Source organism: Burkholderia sp. KL41 (assembly GCF_057005415.2).
On sequence record NZ_CM174446.1, the window covers coordinates 1,390,882 to 1,406,042 of the forward strand.

Annotated in this window: 14 protein-coding genes; 4 read left to right on the forward strand and 10 right to left on the reverse strand. The window is 68.7% G+C overall.

Annotated elements, in window-relative coordinates; translation table 11 throughout:
• Positions 1-15 precede the first annotated feature (15 nt).
• The 6 genes from PQB87_RS06605 to PQB87_RS06630 all read right to left on the reverse strand — a co-directional run bounded on the left by PQB87_RS06605 (position 16) and on the right by PQB87_RS06630 (position 8,041).
• Positions 16-978, reverse strand: coding sequence for a Csu type fimbrial protein (locus PQB87_RS06605; RefSeq protein ID WP_059681959.1), 963 nt, complete (start codon positions 976-978; stop codon positions 16-18).
• Positions 975-3,284 (reverse strand): fimbria/pilus outer membrane usher protein, encoded by a 2,310-nt coding sequence (locus tag PQB87_RS06610; protein WP_489242713.1) that lies wholly within the window; start codon positions 3,282-3,284, stop codon positions 975-977. The genes PQB87_RS06605 and PQB87_RS06610 overlap by 4 nt, the downstream gene beginning before the upstream one ends.
• An 82-nt stretch (positions 3,285-3,366) precedes the next feature.
• Complete coding sequence (locus PQB87_RS06615) at positions 3,367-4,086, reverse strand: fimbrial biogenesis chaperone (protein WP_060062047.1); 720 nt, start codon at positions 4,084-4,086, stop codon at positions 3,367-3,369.
• A 15-nt stretch (positions 4,087-4,101) separates the two neighbouring features.
• Positions 4,102-4,599 carry a Csu type fimbrial protein gene (locus PQB87_RS06620; protein WP_060062182.1) on the reverse strand — a complete coding sequence of 166 codons (498 nt, stop codon included), beginning with the start codon at positions 4,597-4,599 and terminating at the stop codon, positions 4,102-4,104.
• A 583-nt stretch (positions 4,600-5,182) separates the two neighbouring features.
• The gene (locus PQB87_RS06625) at positions 5,183-6,388 is read right to left on the reverse strand and encodes an MFS transporter (RefSeq protein ID WP_489242714.1); all 1,206 of its coding nucleotides are present in this window, start codon (positions 6,386-6,388) and stop codon (positions 5,183-5,185) included.
• Between the two features lie 741 nt (positions 6,389-7,129).
• Positions 7,130-8,041, reverse strand: a complete 912-nt coding sequence (locus PQB87_RS06630) for a LysR family transcriptional regulator (RefSeq protein ID WP_431207377.1) — start codon at positions 8,039-8,041, stop codon at positions 7,130-7,132.
• 179 nt (positions 8,042-8,220) lie between these two features.
• On the opposite strand from PQB87_RS06630, the gene PQB87_RS06635 reads away from it, so the two are divergent.
• Complete coding sequence (locus PQB87_RS06635) at positions 8,221-9,141, forward strand: pyridoxal-phosphate dependent enzyme (protein ID WP_059681966.1); 921 nt, start codon at positions 8,221-8,223, stop codon at positions 9,139-9,141.
• Positions 9,142-9,341: 200 nt separating this feature from the next.
• On the opposite strand, the gene PQB87_RS06640 is transcribed toward PQB87_RS06635, so the two are convergent.
• Together PQB87_RS06640 and PQB87_RS06645 are read right to left on the reverse strand one after the other, a co-directional pair.
• The gene (locus tag PQB87_RS06640; RefSeq protein ID WP_489242716.1) at positions 9,342-10,676 is read right to left on the reverse strand and encodes a DUF2242 domain-containing protein; all 1,335 of its coding nucleotides are present in this window, start codon (positions 10,674-10,676) and stop codon (positions 9,342-9,344) included.
• 115 nt (positions 10,677-10,791) lie between these two features.
• On the reverse strand, positions 10,792-11,685 hold the full coding sequence (locus PQB87_RS06645) for a LysR family transcriptional regulator (RefSeq protein WP_060126196.1): 894 nt from the start codon (positions 11,683-11,685) through the stop codon (positions 10,792-10,794).
• A 108-nt stretch (positions 11,686-11,793) separates the two neighbouring features.
• On the opposite strand from PQB87_RS06645, the gene PQB87_RS06650 reads away from it, so the two are divergent.
• Both PQB87_RS06650 and PQB87_RS06655 read left to right on the forward strand, forming a co-directional pair.
• Positions 11,794-12,549, forward strand: a complete 756-nt coding sequence (locus PQB87_RS06650; protein ID WP_489242717.1) for a TerC family protein — start codon at positions 11,794-11,796, stop codon at positions 12,547-12,549.
• Between the two features lie 96 nt (positions 12,550-12,645).
• Positions 12,646-12,981 carry a TFIIB-type zinc ribbon-containing protein gene (locus tag PQB87_RS06655; RefSeq protein WP_021162688.1) on the forward strand — a complete coding sequence of 112 codons (336 nt, stop codon included), beginning with the start codon at positions 12,646-12,648 and terminating at the stop codon, positions 12,979-12,981.
• Between the two features lie 94 nt (positions 12,982-13,075).
• On the opposite strand, the gene PQB87_RS06660 is transcribed toward PQB87_RS06655, so the two are convergent.
• Positions 13,076-13,486, reverse strand: coding sequence for an Hsp20/alpha crystallin family protein (locus PQB87_RS06660; protein WP_060052126.1), 411 nt, complete (start codon positions 13,484-13,486; stop codon positions 13,076-13,078).
• Between the two features lie 16 nt (positions 13,487-13,502).
• Positions 13,503-13,943 (reverse strand): Hsp20/alpha crystallin family protein, encoded by a 441-nt coding sequence (locus tag PQB87_RS06665; RefSeq protein ID WP_021162690.1) that lies wholly within the window; start codon positions 13,941-13,943, stop codon positions 13,503-13,505.
• A gap of 247 nt (positions 13,944-14,190) precedes the next feature.
• On the opposite strand from PQB87_RS06665, the gene PQB87_RS06670 reads away from it, so the two are divergent.
• Positions 14,191-15,108: a 3-hydroxyacyl-CoA dehydrogenase NAD-binding domain-containing protein gene (locus PQB87_RS06670; protein ID WP_060196199.1), complete on the forward strand. Its 918-nt coding sequence runs from the start codon at positions 14,191-14,193 to the stop codon at positions 15,106-15,108.
• The last annotated feature ends 53 nt before the right edge of the window (positions 15,109-15,161 follow it).

Genomic DNA, 15,161 nt, shown 5'->3' on the forward strand with positions numbered 1-15,161 from the left:
TCGCGCCGTTGAACGCTAGAAACTGATCGTCGCGGTGATCATGTCGCTGTAGCTGCCGGGCGCGGGCGTGGCCTGCGCCGGCACCGCGCCGTACACGGTCACGACCTGCGCCGTGCCCGTGCCGACACCCGTGACCGTCGCGCTGCCGCCCGTGCCGTCGCCCCATCCGATCGAGTGCGCGGCGTCCGTATACAGCCCGTAAGCGATCGTCCCGCCGCCACCGCTGCGCTTCATCTGGCGCGCCGTCACGTCGCCGCTGCTGCCGCTGCTCAGCGCGATTTTCCACGCGTCGCCGTTGGTGCATTGCGCGGTGATCGTCCCCGTTGCCGCGAGCGTGCCCGACAGGATGCTCGCGGTGCCGAAGCTCACGTTGGTCGCGTTGATGTTGCAGTTGTTGATGACGTCCGCCGTCGCGCCGAACGGGAAGGTGCCGCTCGACGTCGTCAGCGATGCGCAGGTCGGCGCGACGAGCAGGTAGAACCCGGTGTTGATCGACGTCGTGTTGCCGCCGAACTGCTGCGAATAGGTCGTGGTGCTGTTGCCGGTCGTCGGCACGGTCGGCTGGTTTCCGGTGATCTGTCCGTACACGGTGACCGTCGCGGACGCGCTCGTGCCGAGCGCGGGTTTGGCGAGCGTGACGGACGCCGGCGTCGTGCCGGAATACACCGAGCCCCACGCGACCGAATGTCCGCCGTCGAGATAGAGGTCGTACTGCATCGCGTTCGTGCCGTTGACGAGGCTGCGCGGGCTCGTGCCGCCGAGGTTCAGGCACACGAGCACGTTCGGCACCAGCGAGACGGTCGACCACGTGCAGGTGACACTGACGGTGCCGGTCGCGGTGACCGGCGCGTTGGAGATCGGGCTGACCGAGCCGAAACTGACCGTCGACGCCGTGGCCGTGCAGGACTCGGCCCGCGCGTGATGCGGCACGCCGCACCACGCGGCGAACGCGATGACGAGCAGCAGCGCGAGCCTCATGGCGCCGCCCGGCAGGTGAGGGGCCCGATGGTCGGCAGCGTGCCGTTGCCGGGCGCGGTGAACGCGAATTCCGTGATGCAGCGCTGCGTGCCGGAGTCGATCACGAGGTGGTTGTCCTCCTTCAGCCCGTCGATGAACGTGAGCCCGTCGTAGCCGACGATCGTATCCGCGCCGCTTTCGGCGTGATGCACGCGCGCGCCGGCCGGCAGCGGGCGGCCTTCGGCGTCGCGCAGGATCACCGACGCCGCGCGATAGCGCGACACGCCGAAATGCGCGACGACACCCGACTGCGCCTGCGGCACGACCGTCATCGACGTGCGGGCGATCCGCGCATCGGCGGGCAGCTTCATCGAGTCGATCGCGATCTGGTTGTTCTGGTACGCGTTCAGGTCGGGCACGAGCAGGTGCCCCGCGCGGTCGGTCGTGCCGATCACGCGGTTCTCGTGCAGCACCGGAATGCCCGCGACACCGTCGGTCGACACGAGCGCGAAGCCGTCGTCGATGCGGCGCGACACCTGCAGGCTGCTGTCCATGAACACGAGCGCGCCGCTCACGTCGAGCGACGCGCCGGTCTGTCGGTCGATGTGCTGCGCGGCCGCGATGACTTCGCCCGCGTGGCCGAGATACCGCAGTTGCGCCTGCCGGTAGGGCACCGCGCCCGTGCCGCCCGTCTGCACGCCCCAGCCCCAGCCGCCGCCGTAGTCGGGCGGGCGGCTCGCGTCGACGGTGTAGTTCGACTGGCCGCGCTGGCGGCCGACGGTCGTGTTGATCGACGTGTTGCGGCCGAGCCCGATGTTCAGCGACACGAACGCGCCGTTCGCACCCTGCTGCGCGAAGTCGCGGTACGCGCTCACGCTCAGCGACGCGAGATCGCCGAAGCCCAGCGTGTACGACACCGTGCCGATCCGCGTGCCCGGGCCTTGCGGCATCCGGAAGCCGATATAGCTGAGCGACAGGGTCTGTCGGTGCATGAACGGCAGCGCGAGCGTCGCCTGGTCGGTCGCCGCCGGCGCCGTCGCGCCGTCGCGCGATGCCAGGTCGCCGTAGCGGCCGAACGCGCGGATCGTCTGCGCGTTGATCGAGAAGCGCGGCTCGATCAGCTGGTAGCCCACGCTCACCTGCGTGCCCGGAAAGCGGCCGGCGCTGCCCGCGACCGCGCCGCTCACGACGCCCGCGTAGCCGAGCCGCAGCAGCGCGCCGACGCCGGCGTTGAGCACGCCGCCGGTCGCTTCCGCATGCCCCTCGACGGTCAGCACGTCGGTGACGCCGCGCCGCATCGAGCCGCTGACGGCCGGCCGCGCGTCGTAGTCGAACGACTGCCGCCCGTAGTTGCGGCGCAGGAAGCCGGCTTCGAACGAATAGCTCGACAGCCCGGCGGACAGCATGCGCGTATCGACGTAGAGCGGCACGGAGGTCGCGACGGTGCGGCCGAGCGCGTCGCGCGTGATGACGGTCGCCTGGCCGGCACCCCTGATGCCCGGCACGTCATGGATGAGGAACGGGCCGCTCGGCACGTTGCCGGTGTACTGGCGCACGTTGTTGATGTACAGGTCGACGGCCGACGGGACGGCCGCGGAGCCTGCGAGCGACGGGATCGGGAACGTGACGAGATCGGGGCGCAGCGCGAAGTTGCTGCGCCACTGGAAGCCGCCGATGCGCACCGAGCGCGTCCACGCGAGCGACCCCGAGATCGTGTCGCCGAGCTGCGTCGTGCCTGGCCGCGCCGGGTCCGAGCGGCTCCATGACGTATCGAAGCGCGTGTAGCGCCGCTGGCCGTTGTAGAAGGTCGCGGCGCCCGTGGTGTCGAACACGCCGCCCGGATCGAAGTAGCGCACGTCGGTGTAGAGCGAGTACTGCCGGTCGCCGATCGTCTGCGCGTACGCCTCGTAGTTGATCGCGACGCCGCGCGACGCGCTGGCCGCCTGCGTGGGCGGCAACGCACGGCTGTCGACCGCGTATGGCCGGCGCAGCGAGTCGGGCATCTGCAGGTCGACACTCTGGCGTGCCGCGTCGTAGCGGTAGCGCAGGCCGGGAAGCGCGTCGAGATCGACCGTCGCCGCGTCGGCGAGGCCGAGCCGGTCGGTTGCAACGCCGATCGTGCGCAGGTCGGCGCCGCTTGCCGACAGGCGGCCGTCGCGTTCGCGGAAGTGCGCGAGCAGCGTCGTGTTTTCGCCGTTGACGCTGACTTCGAGGATCACGTCGTGCGTGCCGTCGGTCATCACGAGCACCGGGAGTTCGTCAGCGCGCACCGGGCCGGGCGCGAGCAGGCCGCCGGCCACGACGGCCGCGAGCACGGCGCGCGGCAAGCGGCGCGGCGTTCCGCGTCCGTTGGCCGGGGGCGTGCCGGCGCGTGGCGAAGGGGGAGAGGCCGGGCGGCGCACCGGCGGTCTAGCCCGGCGGCTCCACCGCGACGACCGCACTGGCCGGCTGCGAATTGACGGCCGCCCGTACCGTGACCTTGCCGCCGAGCGCGACGCCGGCCGGCAGCGGCACGCTCCACTGGCCGGTTCGGCCCGCGAGCGCATAGCCGAGCAGCCCGCGCGTGAGCGGGTACGCGCGCCCGTCGCCGGTCACGAGTTCGACCGACGCGAGTTGCGCGCGCCGCGTGCCGCCGTTGTGCACGCGCAGCACCCAGCCGCCGTTGCTGCGCAGGAGCGCCCAGTCGAGCTGCGGCGCGCCGTTGGCGGCCGGCTCGACGAACACCGGAATCGAATAGCGCAGCCGGATCGACACGCCGTTGGCCGGTGCCTCGCCGGGCTGCGGCAGCTCGTCGATCAGCAGCCGGTAGGTCTGCTCGGTACCGGCTGGCGTACGCGAAGCGCGCACGACGCGGATCAGCTGCTCGGACTGCTTGCCGACCTCGATCAGCGGCGGGCTGGCGAGCAGATCCTGGGTGGGCGTCAACGCATCCTGGCCATTGGCCTGATCCCAGCGGAACACGCGCACCTGCCCGTACACCGGGCGCTCGCCCGGATTGCGGAGCGTGATGCCGGTGGCCGTGTCGTCGGCGCCGAATTCGATCGTGACGGGGGAAATCTGCAGCGACGCGGCGTGCGCGGCGCCGGCCGCGCACAGCAGCGCGGCGAGCGTTCGACGTAATACGGACATGGGAAGCAGCGCCGGTCAGAAGTAGGCGGTTGCGGTGATGGTCGTCTGATAAGTGTCCGGCTTCGGCGTGGCTTGCGTGGGCACCTGGCCGTAGACGGTGAAGGACTGTGCGGACCCCGTGCCGGTGCCGGCCACGGTGTCCGTGCCTTGCGTGTTGCCCCAGATCGTCGTCCGTCCGGCGTCCTGGTAGAGCTGGAAGCCGACCGTCGTCGACGTGTTGCCGGTTGCCGTGCCGGCCATCAGCCGGCTCGCGACGGTCGACCCCGTGACCAGGCCCGCGTCGAGACCGACGTTGTACGGCGTCGTGTTGGTGCAGGTGACGCTCAAGGTCGTCTGCTGGTTGATCGCGGCGGACAGCACGCCGTTCGTGCCGAAGGCCAGCGGGTTCGCCGTGATCGCGCAGTTCGGTTGCAGCGTGAGCGTGACGTTGAAGGTGGCGGTCGACGTGCCGTTCGAATAGATGGCGGCGTCTGCGGCGGGTGTCGAAAGGCCGACTGACAGCGCGAGCGACAATGTGGTGGATACGATGGCGACTTTCACGCAGATCCCTCATCGATCGAATTTTCGTTGGATTTATGCCGCGTTTCGCAGGCCACGGTATCGCAGATGCTGATACGAACCGGCAATTCTTTCAATATTAAAATCGGCCCTGTTTCATTTTGTTACATCTGGATTGGGTGTTGGGTAAATAAACTCGGAAAGCATTTCTATTTGTGATTTCAATGTGCGAATTGAATGAAATATTTTCCTGCGATGTAGCAAGTGCTTCATGAATCATGCTGGATTCGGCCGTGATTTTTTTGCCTGAATCGGCGGGATGAATCAGCCTGTACGGAACGGTTGATTAATGAATCTGGCGGAATTGAGGGGGTGAAAAATGAATCATTCAAGTGGATTGAATTGATTCCTGTAATTCGCGAGAGAATTTTATTCTTGTCGAAACGGGATTCGCGGATATTCCGGATATTCGGGCTTGAAGATCGAATGAAGTGGAATTGACGGTTGAAAACGAACGCGGCCGCATCGAGCGGCCGCGAACGTGTGTTGGTGCGGGGTGGTGATCCGGCATTCGTCGCCGGTGGACGGCGTGTCGTGATTACGAATTCGCGGCGGCCGGTGCGCGGCGCTGTTGCGCGATCTGCAGGAAGACGAGCGCGAGGCCGGCCGCGGCGATCAGCCCGCCGACGAGCGGCACGGCCGCATACCCGAAGCCCGCCGAAATCGCCGCGCCGCCGGCGGCTGCGCCGAGTGCGTTGCCGAGGTTGAATGCGCCGATGTTGACGGCCGACGCAAGGCCCGGCGCCTCGTGGGCCGCCCGCATCACGCGCATCTGCAGCGGCGGCACGACCGCGAACGTCGCGATGCCCCACACGAGCAGCGTGACGGCGGCGCCGGCATGCGTGCTGGCGAGCACCGGGAACGCGACCATCGTTGCGATCAGCAGCAGCAGGAAACCGATCAGCGTGCCGTCGAGCGAGCGGTCGGCCAGTCGCCCGCCCGCGATGTTGCCGATCGAGAAGCCGACGCCGATCAGCACCAGCATCGCGGTCACGAAGCCGGGCGTGGCGCCGGTCAGGTGTTCGAGCGTCGGTGCGACATACGTGTAGAGCGTGAACATCGCGCCGGCGCCGAGCACGGTCGTCCCGAGCGCGCCGAGCACGACGGGGCGCGTCAGCACCGAGAGTTCGGCGCGCAGGTCGGGCATCTTGCCGGCTTCGCCCTTCGGCAGCGCGGCGTACAGCCCCGCGATCGCGACCAGGCCGAGGCCCGCGGTCGCGGCGAACGACATGCGCCAGCCGATGATCTGGCCGAGCCAGGTCGCAGCCGGCACGCCGCCGACGTTCGCGATCGTGAGACCCATGAACATCGTCGCGACCGCGCTGGCCTGCTTTTCGCGCGGCACGAGGCTGGCCGCGACCACCGAGCCGAGCCCGAAGAAGGCGCCGTGGTTGAGGCTCGTCACGAGGCGGGCGAGCAGCAGCGTCGTGTAGCCCGGCGCGAGCGCCGACAGCAGGTTGCCGATCGTGAAGATCGACATCAGCGCGATCAGCGCCGAGCGGCGCGACCAGCGCGCGAGCAGCAGCGTCATCAGCGGCGCGCCGACCATCACGCCGATCGCGTAAGCACTGATCAGCATGCCGGCTTGCGGAATCGACACGTGCACGCCTTCGGCGATCACCGGCAGCAGGCCCATCGGCGAGAACTCGGTCGTACCGATGCCGAATGCACCGGCGGCGAGCGCCAGCAGCGGCAGCGCGGCGCCGCCGCCCGGGCGGGAAGGAGAGGAAGTCGTGGGGTTCACGCGATGTGCTCCTGTAATCGAGAAACAACGGCACGGGGCCATTGAGGACAGTGCGAAGTGTGCCTGCTTCACTTTTGCGGAAAAAGCCGTATCCGGACGAAATTATCTTGATTTCATTTCAACAATGCAGCGTACAGCGAAACCGGCAGGCGGCGCGGGTGAACGAGCGGAGGGCCTTTTTTCGAAGGCTTTTTGTAAAGATTGGCGGGTGACTCTCGACCGGGAGCGCGCGATCCATGGGCGGTTCGACGCGGACAGATACCCGCTTTGCCCTTTTTCGGCCGGTGGCCCGGAAGCCGTCCGCCGCCCGTCCGGCGGCGCGGATCCGGCGGGCGGGCGAGGTGGCGGCCATCGCCCGGCGCGAGCGTCGCGTCACCGCCGGAAACCCTTGGCAGACAAGGCGCGCAGGCAAAAAAAGCCCCGGCCACAGGGGGACCGTGACCGGGGCAGAAACGCATCCTCTCTTTGGCACGAGGGTTGGATGCGCGCGAAGTATATTTCGACGCGTGACAATTCGAACCGGCGTTAAACGGCCGTTTTGGGTGTCAATTTAAAAACACCGGCGCTGCGGCGCCTCCCGTCGGCGTTTTGAAAGATGTTTAGCGCAAGCGATGCTGGTGATTAGTACGTCAGGCCGGTCGAACCGGCGTTTTGACGGAGGGGCATCCGGTCGTGGATCGACGGGGCGAATTCGGCCGCCAGATCGTAGGCCGGACGCGTCTTCGGTCGAACCGCGTCCGGTCAGCTCGCTTCGCCGGCCGCATCGCGCACGGCCGCCAGAAACCGCGCGACGACGGGCGACGGCGGCACGGCGGCGCCGTCGAACACGAACTCGATGTCGAAGCGGCTCGCGAGCTCGTCGAGCGCGACGAGCCGGACCGTGTGCGGGCAGGTCGGCGACGCGCTTTCCGGCACGAACGCACAGCCCATTCCGGCCGCGACGAGGCCGATCAGCGTCGGGATGTCGCTGCCGACCTGCGCGATGCGCGGCGTGAAGCCGGCCTGCCGGCACTGCGCCATCAGGAACCGGTGATGCGCGGCGGAGCGCTGCGCGTCGAACCACACGAACGGCTCGTTCGCGACGTCGGCCAGCGTGCGCGGCGCGGTGAAGTGTCCGCCCGGCGGCGCGGGCATCGCGAGCACGAAGCGGTCGCTCAGCAACCGTACGCCGGACAGGTGCGGCGCCTCGTCGCGACGCCACGCCATGATGCCGCCGTCGAGCTGGCCGCGCACCAGCGCGTTCGCCTGTTCGGCCGACAGCATCGGCGCGATCGACAGCTTGACGTCCGGGCAGGCATCGCGAAACGCCCTGAGGACGTTCGCGACGACAGGCAACGGCAGGCAGTTCGGCAACGCGCCGAGCCGTAGTTCGCCCAGCTGGCCGGCCGCGCTGCGCAGCGCGCGCTCACGGCTGTCCTGCAATGTCGCGAGCAGGCCGGTCGCGTCCTGCAGGAAGCTCGTGCCGGCGGCCGTGAGCGTGACGCCCGTTGTGCGGCGGATCAGCAGCGGCGTGCCGATCGCGTCCTCGAGTTCGCGGATCTGTCGCGACAGCGCGGGCTGGACGATGCCGGCCGCACGGGCGCCCGCCATTACGCTGCCGGCTTGTGCGACGGCGACGAAGTAGCGCAGGTGACGCAATTCGATCTGGCGCATGCGGTATCCGTTCCGGTTCGTTGATATACCTGTGAAGCATAGCAAGTGCCATGCAATGGTATTGGAAAGCATGGAGAGCCTGCCGTACGATGGCCGTCATCGCCGCTCGCCTTCGCGCGTCGCGTGCGCTTCTTCCGTGTGTTTCTTCCGTTCGCTCCGTTCCCATTGGTTCCGTCCCCATGCCGCTTCATATCCCGACCCCCTATATCCGCTCGCAAATCGCGTCCCGCCGGCTCGGCAGGACCATCCGGCTGAAGCTCGATGCGCTGCAGCCGTCGGGCTCGTTCAAGCTGCGCGGCATCGGTGCCGTCTGCGAAGCGCGGCACGCGGCCGGCGCGCGGCGCTTCGTGTCGTCGTCGGGCGGCAACGCGGGCATCGCGGTCGCCTATTGCGGCCGCGCACTCGGCGTGCCGGTACGCGTCGTCGTGCCGGAAAGCGCATCGGCCCGCGCCCGCGAGCTGATCCGTGTCGAGGGCGCGGAGCTGATCGTGCACGGTCCGAGCTGGGCCGAGGCGAACGCGTTCGCGCAGTCGACGCTCGGCGAGCACGATGCGTTCGTGCACCCGTTCGACGACCGCGTGCTGTGGCAGGGCCACGCGACGATGATCGACGAGATGGCGGCGGCCGGCCCGAAGCCCGACGCGGTCGTGCTCGCGGTCGGTGGCGGCGGGCTGCTGTGCGGTGTGCTCGAAGGGCTGGCGCGCAACGGCTGGCACGACGTGCCGGTGGTCGCGGCCGAAACGGAAGGCGCCGACTGCTATGCGCGCTCGCTCGCGCAGGGGCGCCCGGCCGAATTGCCGGCGATTACGAGCATCGCGACGTCGCTTGGCGCGAAGCGGCCGTGCGACGCGGCGGTCGAATGGGCGACACGGCACGAGATTCATCCGGTCGTCGTGTCCGACGCCGACGCGGTGGCCGCGTCGCTGCGCTTCGTCGACGAACACCGGATCGTCGTCGAGCCCGCCTGCGGTGCCGCGCTGGCCGCGCTCGAGCGGCCGGTGCCCGTGCTCGCGTCGGCGACGGATATCGCCGTGATCGTCTGCGGCGGCGTGACGGCGACCGTCGAGCAGTTGCAGACGCTGCGCGCGACGTTGCGGTAGGCGGGGCGGCCGTCGATCGCGGCGAGCGCGGCGAACGCGTGCATTGGCCGCGTATTCCCGCTGTGAAGTGTCGGCGCAATGCCGGCTACGCAACGGACAGGCAGTCGGCAGCGTGGAAATTCATGCGAGGAACGACGGGGAAGGGTGCGTATCGTCGCGCTGCGCCGGTTACGGTCGGGCGCGGCGATACGGGTGGCCGGTCAGTTTGCGGCCGGTGCGCTCGCGCCGGACGGGGCGGACGAGGCGACAGGATTGGCCGCGGCTGGCGCGGGTGATGAGCGCGAGGGCGCCGATGCCGATATGGGGGCCGATGCGGCGGACACGGGCGCAGGCGCGGCCGGTGCCGGCGTCGGCGTCGTAGCGGCGGGTGGGGAAGCGGCGGGCGCCGATGCCGGACTGGCAGCGGAAATAGGCGTGGAAGCGTGCACGGGCGCCGATGCCGGTGTGGATGCCGCCCCGGACGCCGTTGCAGGTGCCATCGCCGGTGCAGGCGTCGACGCGGCGGTTGGAGCCAGTGCCGCACCCGAAGCCGGAGCCGATACCGGAGCCGGTACCGAAGCCGGTACCGAAGCCGAAGCCGAAGCCGGTACCGAAGCCGAAGCCGAAGCCGGTACCGAAGCCGAAGCCGAAGCCGGTGCCGGTGCCGGTGCCGGTGCCGGTGCCGAACCCGAACCCGAACCCGAACCCGAACCCGAACCCGAACCCGAACCCGAACCCGAACCCGAACCCGAACCCGAACCCACACCCGACGCTGCCACCGGTGCGGCAGCACGCATCGCCGCCGGCGCGACCACGGCCGACGCCGCGGCCGGCACGGCATGCGCGCCCGATTCGGGGGCGACGGCCGGCAGCGAAAGCGGCACCGGTGCCGCGGGCGGCGTCGGCACGGCCGGGGTCGTCATCTTCATCGGCTCGCCCTGCGGCGTCGGCGCGGGTTCGGGCAGCGGCGTGACGGGTTCCTTCTCGGCGGCCTTGACGGTCGCGCGGTCGCGGCGGGCCGGGTCGATCTTCAGGAAATGCTCGACGAGATTGAAGAAGCGCTCATAGAACACGCCGGCGGGAATCGTCTCGCTGGCGGTCTTGACGAGCGCGTCGTCGCTCGACCCGATCGGCAGCGACAGCGAGCCGAACACGCTGAGCCCGACGCTGGCCGACGTATTCGACTTCTTCAGCGTGTAACGATCCTGCACCGCGTTGACGTACGCGATGCTCGACGAGCCGTCCGCGTTCGCGTCCGCGCACACGACGTGAAACTCGATCACGACGTGCATGTCGTTGTTCGGCTGGAAATTCTTGCTGCCGTCGACCGCATCGTTGCGCGACGACGACACCACATAACCCTGGCTCAGCAGCGCGCGCCGCGCGGCCTCGCAGGCCGCGTCGGATTTCGAATGGAACGTATGCGCATACGGGCTGCTCGTCGCGTCGAACTGTTCCTGCTGGTAGATCGGCTTGGGCGGCGACGAGCACGCCGCCAGCACGGTCGCGGCCGCGAGCGCGCACGAAACGGAAAACAGGCGAAATCGGTTGTGCATGGCGTCTTTCAGAAGGCTTGGCGAGAGGCCGCGCAACGGCGGTGCCTGGATGAAGCGCGCGGCAATCTCGTAAGGCCGGGGCGCCATTATAGTTTCGTTTGATGTCGCACTCGCTTCAGTCGGCCGGTGCGCCGCGCGCCGCGTCCAGCAATTGCGACGTCAGCGGATGGTGTTCGCCGCGCCGCGAGCGGATCGCGTGGATCTCCTCGGTCACGTCGCCCGCGCGCCCGAGCCGCCGCAACCCGCGCAGCAGCGACGCATCGTTCGCGCCGAGTTCGCTCAGCGGAAACACGCCGAGGCCGCGCGCCGCGAACACGGCCATCAGCGCGCTGTCCTCGAATTCCCCGGCCACGCGGGGCACGATCCGCTCACCTTCCAGCCACCGGTCGAGGCGTGCGCGCAGCGCCGAGTGCGCGGTCGGCAGCAGCACGGGCAGCTCGGCGAGGCACTGCGGAAAGTGCTCCCGCGCGGCCGGCGTGACGAGTGCCGCGGGGCCGTACCAGTCGACCGGCGACGCGACGAGCCGCTCGCTCGTCACGCGCAGGTTCGAACCGGACGGCGCGCCCTGGCCGGCCAGCACGAGATCGAGATGATGCAGCGCGAGCTCCGCGAGCAGCGCGTCGTGTTCGCCCTCGTGGCACAGCAGCCGCAGCGTGGGGGTATCCAGAACGGGTGCCAGGATCGCGTGCGCGGCAAGCTTGGAGATGCCGTCCGCGAGGCCGACCGCGAGCCGCACGGTCGGCTGGCTGGCCGCCGCGCGCACTTCGTCGGGGATCAGCCGTCCCATCTCGAAGATCGCCTCCGCGCGCGCAAACGCGGCCTGGCCGGCGTCGGTCATCGCGACGCTGCGCCCGGCCGGGCGCAGCAACTGGTGCCCGAGCGCCTTCTCGAGCTCGCGCACCTGCGCGCTGATGGTCTGCACGGCCATGTCGAGCCGCGCGGCCGCGCGCGCAAAGCCGCCTTCCTTCACGACGACCCAGAAGTAGTACAGATGTCGGAAATTGAGCATCGGATCGTAATTTCGGAAAAACCGAACCAAAAATCAGATTCTCTCTGATTTTTACGAAGTCCTGGGCGGCATATCATCGGGCTTTCCACTTTCGAATCGGCCCATTTCATGGACTACCTGCTGACGCTTGCCGCCGACCCCGCCGTCTGGGCGGCGCTTCTGACGCTCGTCGTGATGGAAGTCGTGCTCGGCATCGACAACCTGATCTTCATCTCGATCCTCAGCAACAAGCTGCCCGAGGCGCAGCGCGCCCGCACGCAGCGCCTCGGCATCGCGCTCGCGCTGGTGATGCGCCTCGCGCTGCTCGGCAGCGTCGCGTGGATCGCGAGCCTCACCGAACCGGTGTTCACGCTGTTCGACCATGCGTTCTCGTGGCGCGACATGATCCTGCTGTCGGGCGGCCTGTTCCTCGTGTGGAAGGCGACCACCGAGATCCATCACCACGTGTCGCACGACGGTGACGGCGCGGGCGGTGCCGGCGGCGCGGCAGGCCTGACGATGTGGGCCGCGATCGGCCAGATCGTGATGCTCGACATCGTGTTCTCGATCGACAGCATCGTGACCGCGATCGGCATGACCGAACACGTGCCGATCATGTTCGTCGCGGTGATCGTCGCCGTCTCCGTGATGCTGTTCGCTGCGCAGCCGCTCGCACGCTTCATCGACCGCAACCCGACCATCGTGATGCTCGCGCTGTCGTTCCTGGTGGTGATCGGCATGACGCTGATCGCCGAAGGTTTCGGCTCGCATGTGCCGAAGAGTTACATCTACGCGGCGATGGCGTTCTCGGCTTTCGTCGAGGGCATGAACATGCTGGCGCGGCGCGCGAAGGCGAAGCGCGCGGCACGGACGGAAGGCCACTGAGCGGCCGCGCGCGACGCCGGCTGCCGCTCAGGCGGCACCCGGCTCGCGCGTTTCATACGGCATCCAGACGAAATTCGCACGGAAAGGAGAAGCGCGATGAAATGCCCTGTCTGCAAGACGCCCGACCTGCTGATGGCCGAGCGCCAGTCGATCGAAATCGACTACTGTCCGACCTGCCGCGGCGTATGGCTCGATCGCGGCGAACTCGACAAGCTGATCGCGCGCGAGACCGGCGACGCGCCGGTGCGTCGCGACGAGACGCCCGTGCGGCACGATGCGCAAGCGCCGCGCGGCCATGACGGCGGGTGGGGGCGCGACGGCCGCGCTCACGACGACCGGGACAGGCACGATGGCCGCTCGCACGGCGATCGTTACAAGCATGACGGCCAGCGTCGCCGGAAATCGGTGTTCGATCTGTTCGACTTCGACTGATTCTGCTGATGTCGTCATGTCGTTGAAAAGCCCCGCCGGGCGCGTACCCGGCGGGGCTTTTTCACACGTGCGGGACGACGGCACGCACCGATGCTTATGCGTTGCCGGCCGTCACGTCGATGCGGCGCGGACGCGTTTCCTCGCGGCGCGGAATCGTCAGCGTCAGCACGCCGTCGCGCAGGTTCGCGTCGATCCTCGACGTGTCGAGGTCGGGGCTCAGCACGAAGCTGCGCGCATAGCGCGTCGCGCGGATTTCGGCATGCCGCACGCGGAGGTCGGCCGGCGTATCGAGGTGCGTGTCGGCCTCGATCGTCAGCGTGTTGTCGTGCACCTTCACGTCGAGGTTCTCGCGCGGCACGCCGGGCAGGTCGGCCCGCAGCGTGACGCCGAGGTGATTCTCGACGATGTCGACGGCCGGCGTGATCGCGGGCCGGCGCGCCGCTTCGGCGGCAGCGGGGTGGACGGTGCTCGTTTGGCGTTCGGCCAGGGTCGGGTTCGCATTCATGTCGGTATCCTGAGTATTATTGAACGGTGATCGCGCGCGGCTTCGATGCCTCGCGCCGGCCGACGCGAATCAGCAGGCAGCCGTTTTCATAGCGGGCGCTGACCTGGTCGGGATCCGCGTCACGCGGCAGCTCGACGACGCGGCGGAACGCACCGTGAAAGCGCTCCTGCGCATAGGTGCGCAGGTCGTCGCCTTCACCGCCTGGCGCCGGCTTGCGCTCGCCGCTGATGGTCAGCAGGTCCTTGTCGATTGACACGTCGAAGTCGGCCGCGGCCATGCCGGGCGCGAACGCGACGATCTCGATCGCGCTGTCGGTGGCGCCGACGTTGAGTGCGGGAAAGGCGCCGGGCCGCACCGCGCGAATGCCGGACGGACGATCGCCGAGCAGGTTCGCCACCTGCCGCTGCACGCGGGCGAATTCGTCGAACAGGTCGCTGCCGAAATGGATACCGCTCATGTGAGTCCTCCTGAACAGGGAACGCGGGAGACGCGACGGCGCGACGCCTGCGGCGGGCGCGACGCGGGAGCTCCACTGGGTCGAAACGGGGGCGGTGCGTGGTGTGATGCACTGCCCGACGACGCGTAATTAGTGGCCGCCGCAGCGCATTTCAAGAGGGGGGCCACAATCTGCATCAATGCAGGCCCGTGCGGTTCGATGCGACAATCGCCGCGATCTATCTGCAGACCAACGACACGGGACAACCATGGACATTCGACGCATCGCGATCGTCGGCGCCGGCGTGATCGGCGCCAGCTGGGCCGCTTTCTATCTGACGCAGGGCTTCGACGTCGTCGCGACCGATCCGGCGCCGCAAGCCGACGCGCGGCTGCGCGACGCACTGGCCGCGTTCCTCGGCGAGCGGGCCGCCGAGCTTTCCGCGCGGCTGTCGTTCGATGCCGATCTCGTGCGTGCGCTCGACGGCGTCGACTTCGTGCAGGAGAACGGCCCGGAGCGGCTCGACCTGAAGCGTGCGCTGTACCGGCAGATGGACGACGTGCTGCCCGCGCACGTGCCGATCGCGTCGAGTTCGTCGGGCCTGAAAATGTCGGACATCCAGACCGCGTGCGAAAAGCATCCGGAACGTTGCCTGATTGCGCATCCGTTCAATCCGCCGCACCTGATTCCGCTCGTCGAGCTGGTCGGCGGCGAGGCCACCGGCCAGGACGTGATCGCGCGCGTGAAGGCGTTCTACGATGCGCTCGGCAAGCAGACGATCGTCCTCAACAAGGAGATGACCGGCCACGTCGCGAACCGGCTCGCGGCGGCGCTGTTCCGTGAGGTGTATCACCTCGTCGGCGAAGGCGTCGTGAGCGTTGCCGATGCGGACAAGGCCGTCGCATGGGGGCCCGGCCTGCGCTGGGGGCTGATGGGGCAATGCCTGACCTATCACCTCGGTGGCGGCGCGGGCGGAATCGCGCACTTCCTCGAACACCTGTCGGGGCCGATCACGAGCTGGTGGGACGACCTCGGCACGCCCTCGTTCAACCCGGACGTCGATCGCAAGCTGAACGACGAATTGCGCGCGATCCAGGGCGAGCGCTCGATGCAGGAACTGGCGGCCGAACGCGACCGCCTGCTCGTCGAGCTGATCGACGCGCGGCGCCGCAGTTTCCTGCCGTGATCGGGCCTGGGCGGAGCGTTTCGGTCGGGCCGCGATCGGTCGGGCCGCGATCG

Bases quoted from the DNA above. Each gene is read 5' to 3' on its own strand.
- PQB87_RS06605 (WP_059681959.1), bottom strand. From the start codon at position 978: ATGAGGCTCGCGCTGCTGCTCGTCATCGCGTTCGCCGCGTGGTGCGGC.
- PQB87_RS06615 (WP_060062047.1), bottom strand. From the start codon at position 4,086: ATGTCCGTATTACGTCGAACGCTCGCCGCGCTGCTGTGCGCGGCCGGC.
- PQB87_RS06630 (WP_431207377.1), bottom strand. From the start codon at position 8,041: ATGCGCCAGATCGAATTGCGTCACCTGCGCTACTTCGTCGCCGTCGCA.
- PQB87_RS06635 (WP_059681966.1), top strand. From the start codon at position 8,221: ATGCCGCTTCATATCCCGACCCCCTATATCCGCTCGCAAATCGCGTCC.
- PQB87_RS06640 (WP_489242716.1), bottom strand. From the start codon at position 10,676: ATGCACAACCGATTTCGCCTGTTTTCCGTTTCGTGCGCGCTCGCGGCC.
- PQB87_RS06645 (WP_060126196.1), bottom strand. From the start codon at position 11,685: ATGCTCAATTTCCGACATCTGTACTACTTCTGGGTCGTCGTGAAGGAA.
- PQB87_RS06650 (WP_489242717.1), top strand. From the start codon at position 11,794: ATGGACTACCTGCTGACGCTTGCCGCCGACCCCGCCGTCTGGGCGGCG.
- PQB87_RS06655 (WP_021162688.1), top strand. From the start codon at position 12,646: ATGAAATGCCCTGTCTGCAAGACGCCCGACCTGCTGATGGCCGAGCGC.
- PQB87_RS06660 (WP_060052126.1), bottom strand. From the start codon at position 13,486: ATGAATGCGAACCCGACCCTGGCCGAACGCCAAACGAGCACCGTCCAC.
- PQB87_RS06665 (WP_021162690.1), bottom strand. From the start codon at position 13,943: ATGAGCGGTATCCATTTCGGCAGCGACCTGTTCGACGAATTCGCCCGC.
- PQB87_RS06670 (WP_060196199.1), top strand. From the start codon at position 14,191: ATGGACATTCGACGCATCGCGATCGTCGGCGCCGGCGTGATCGGCGCC.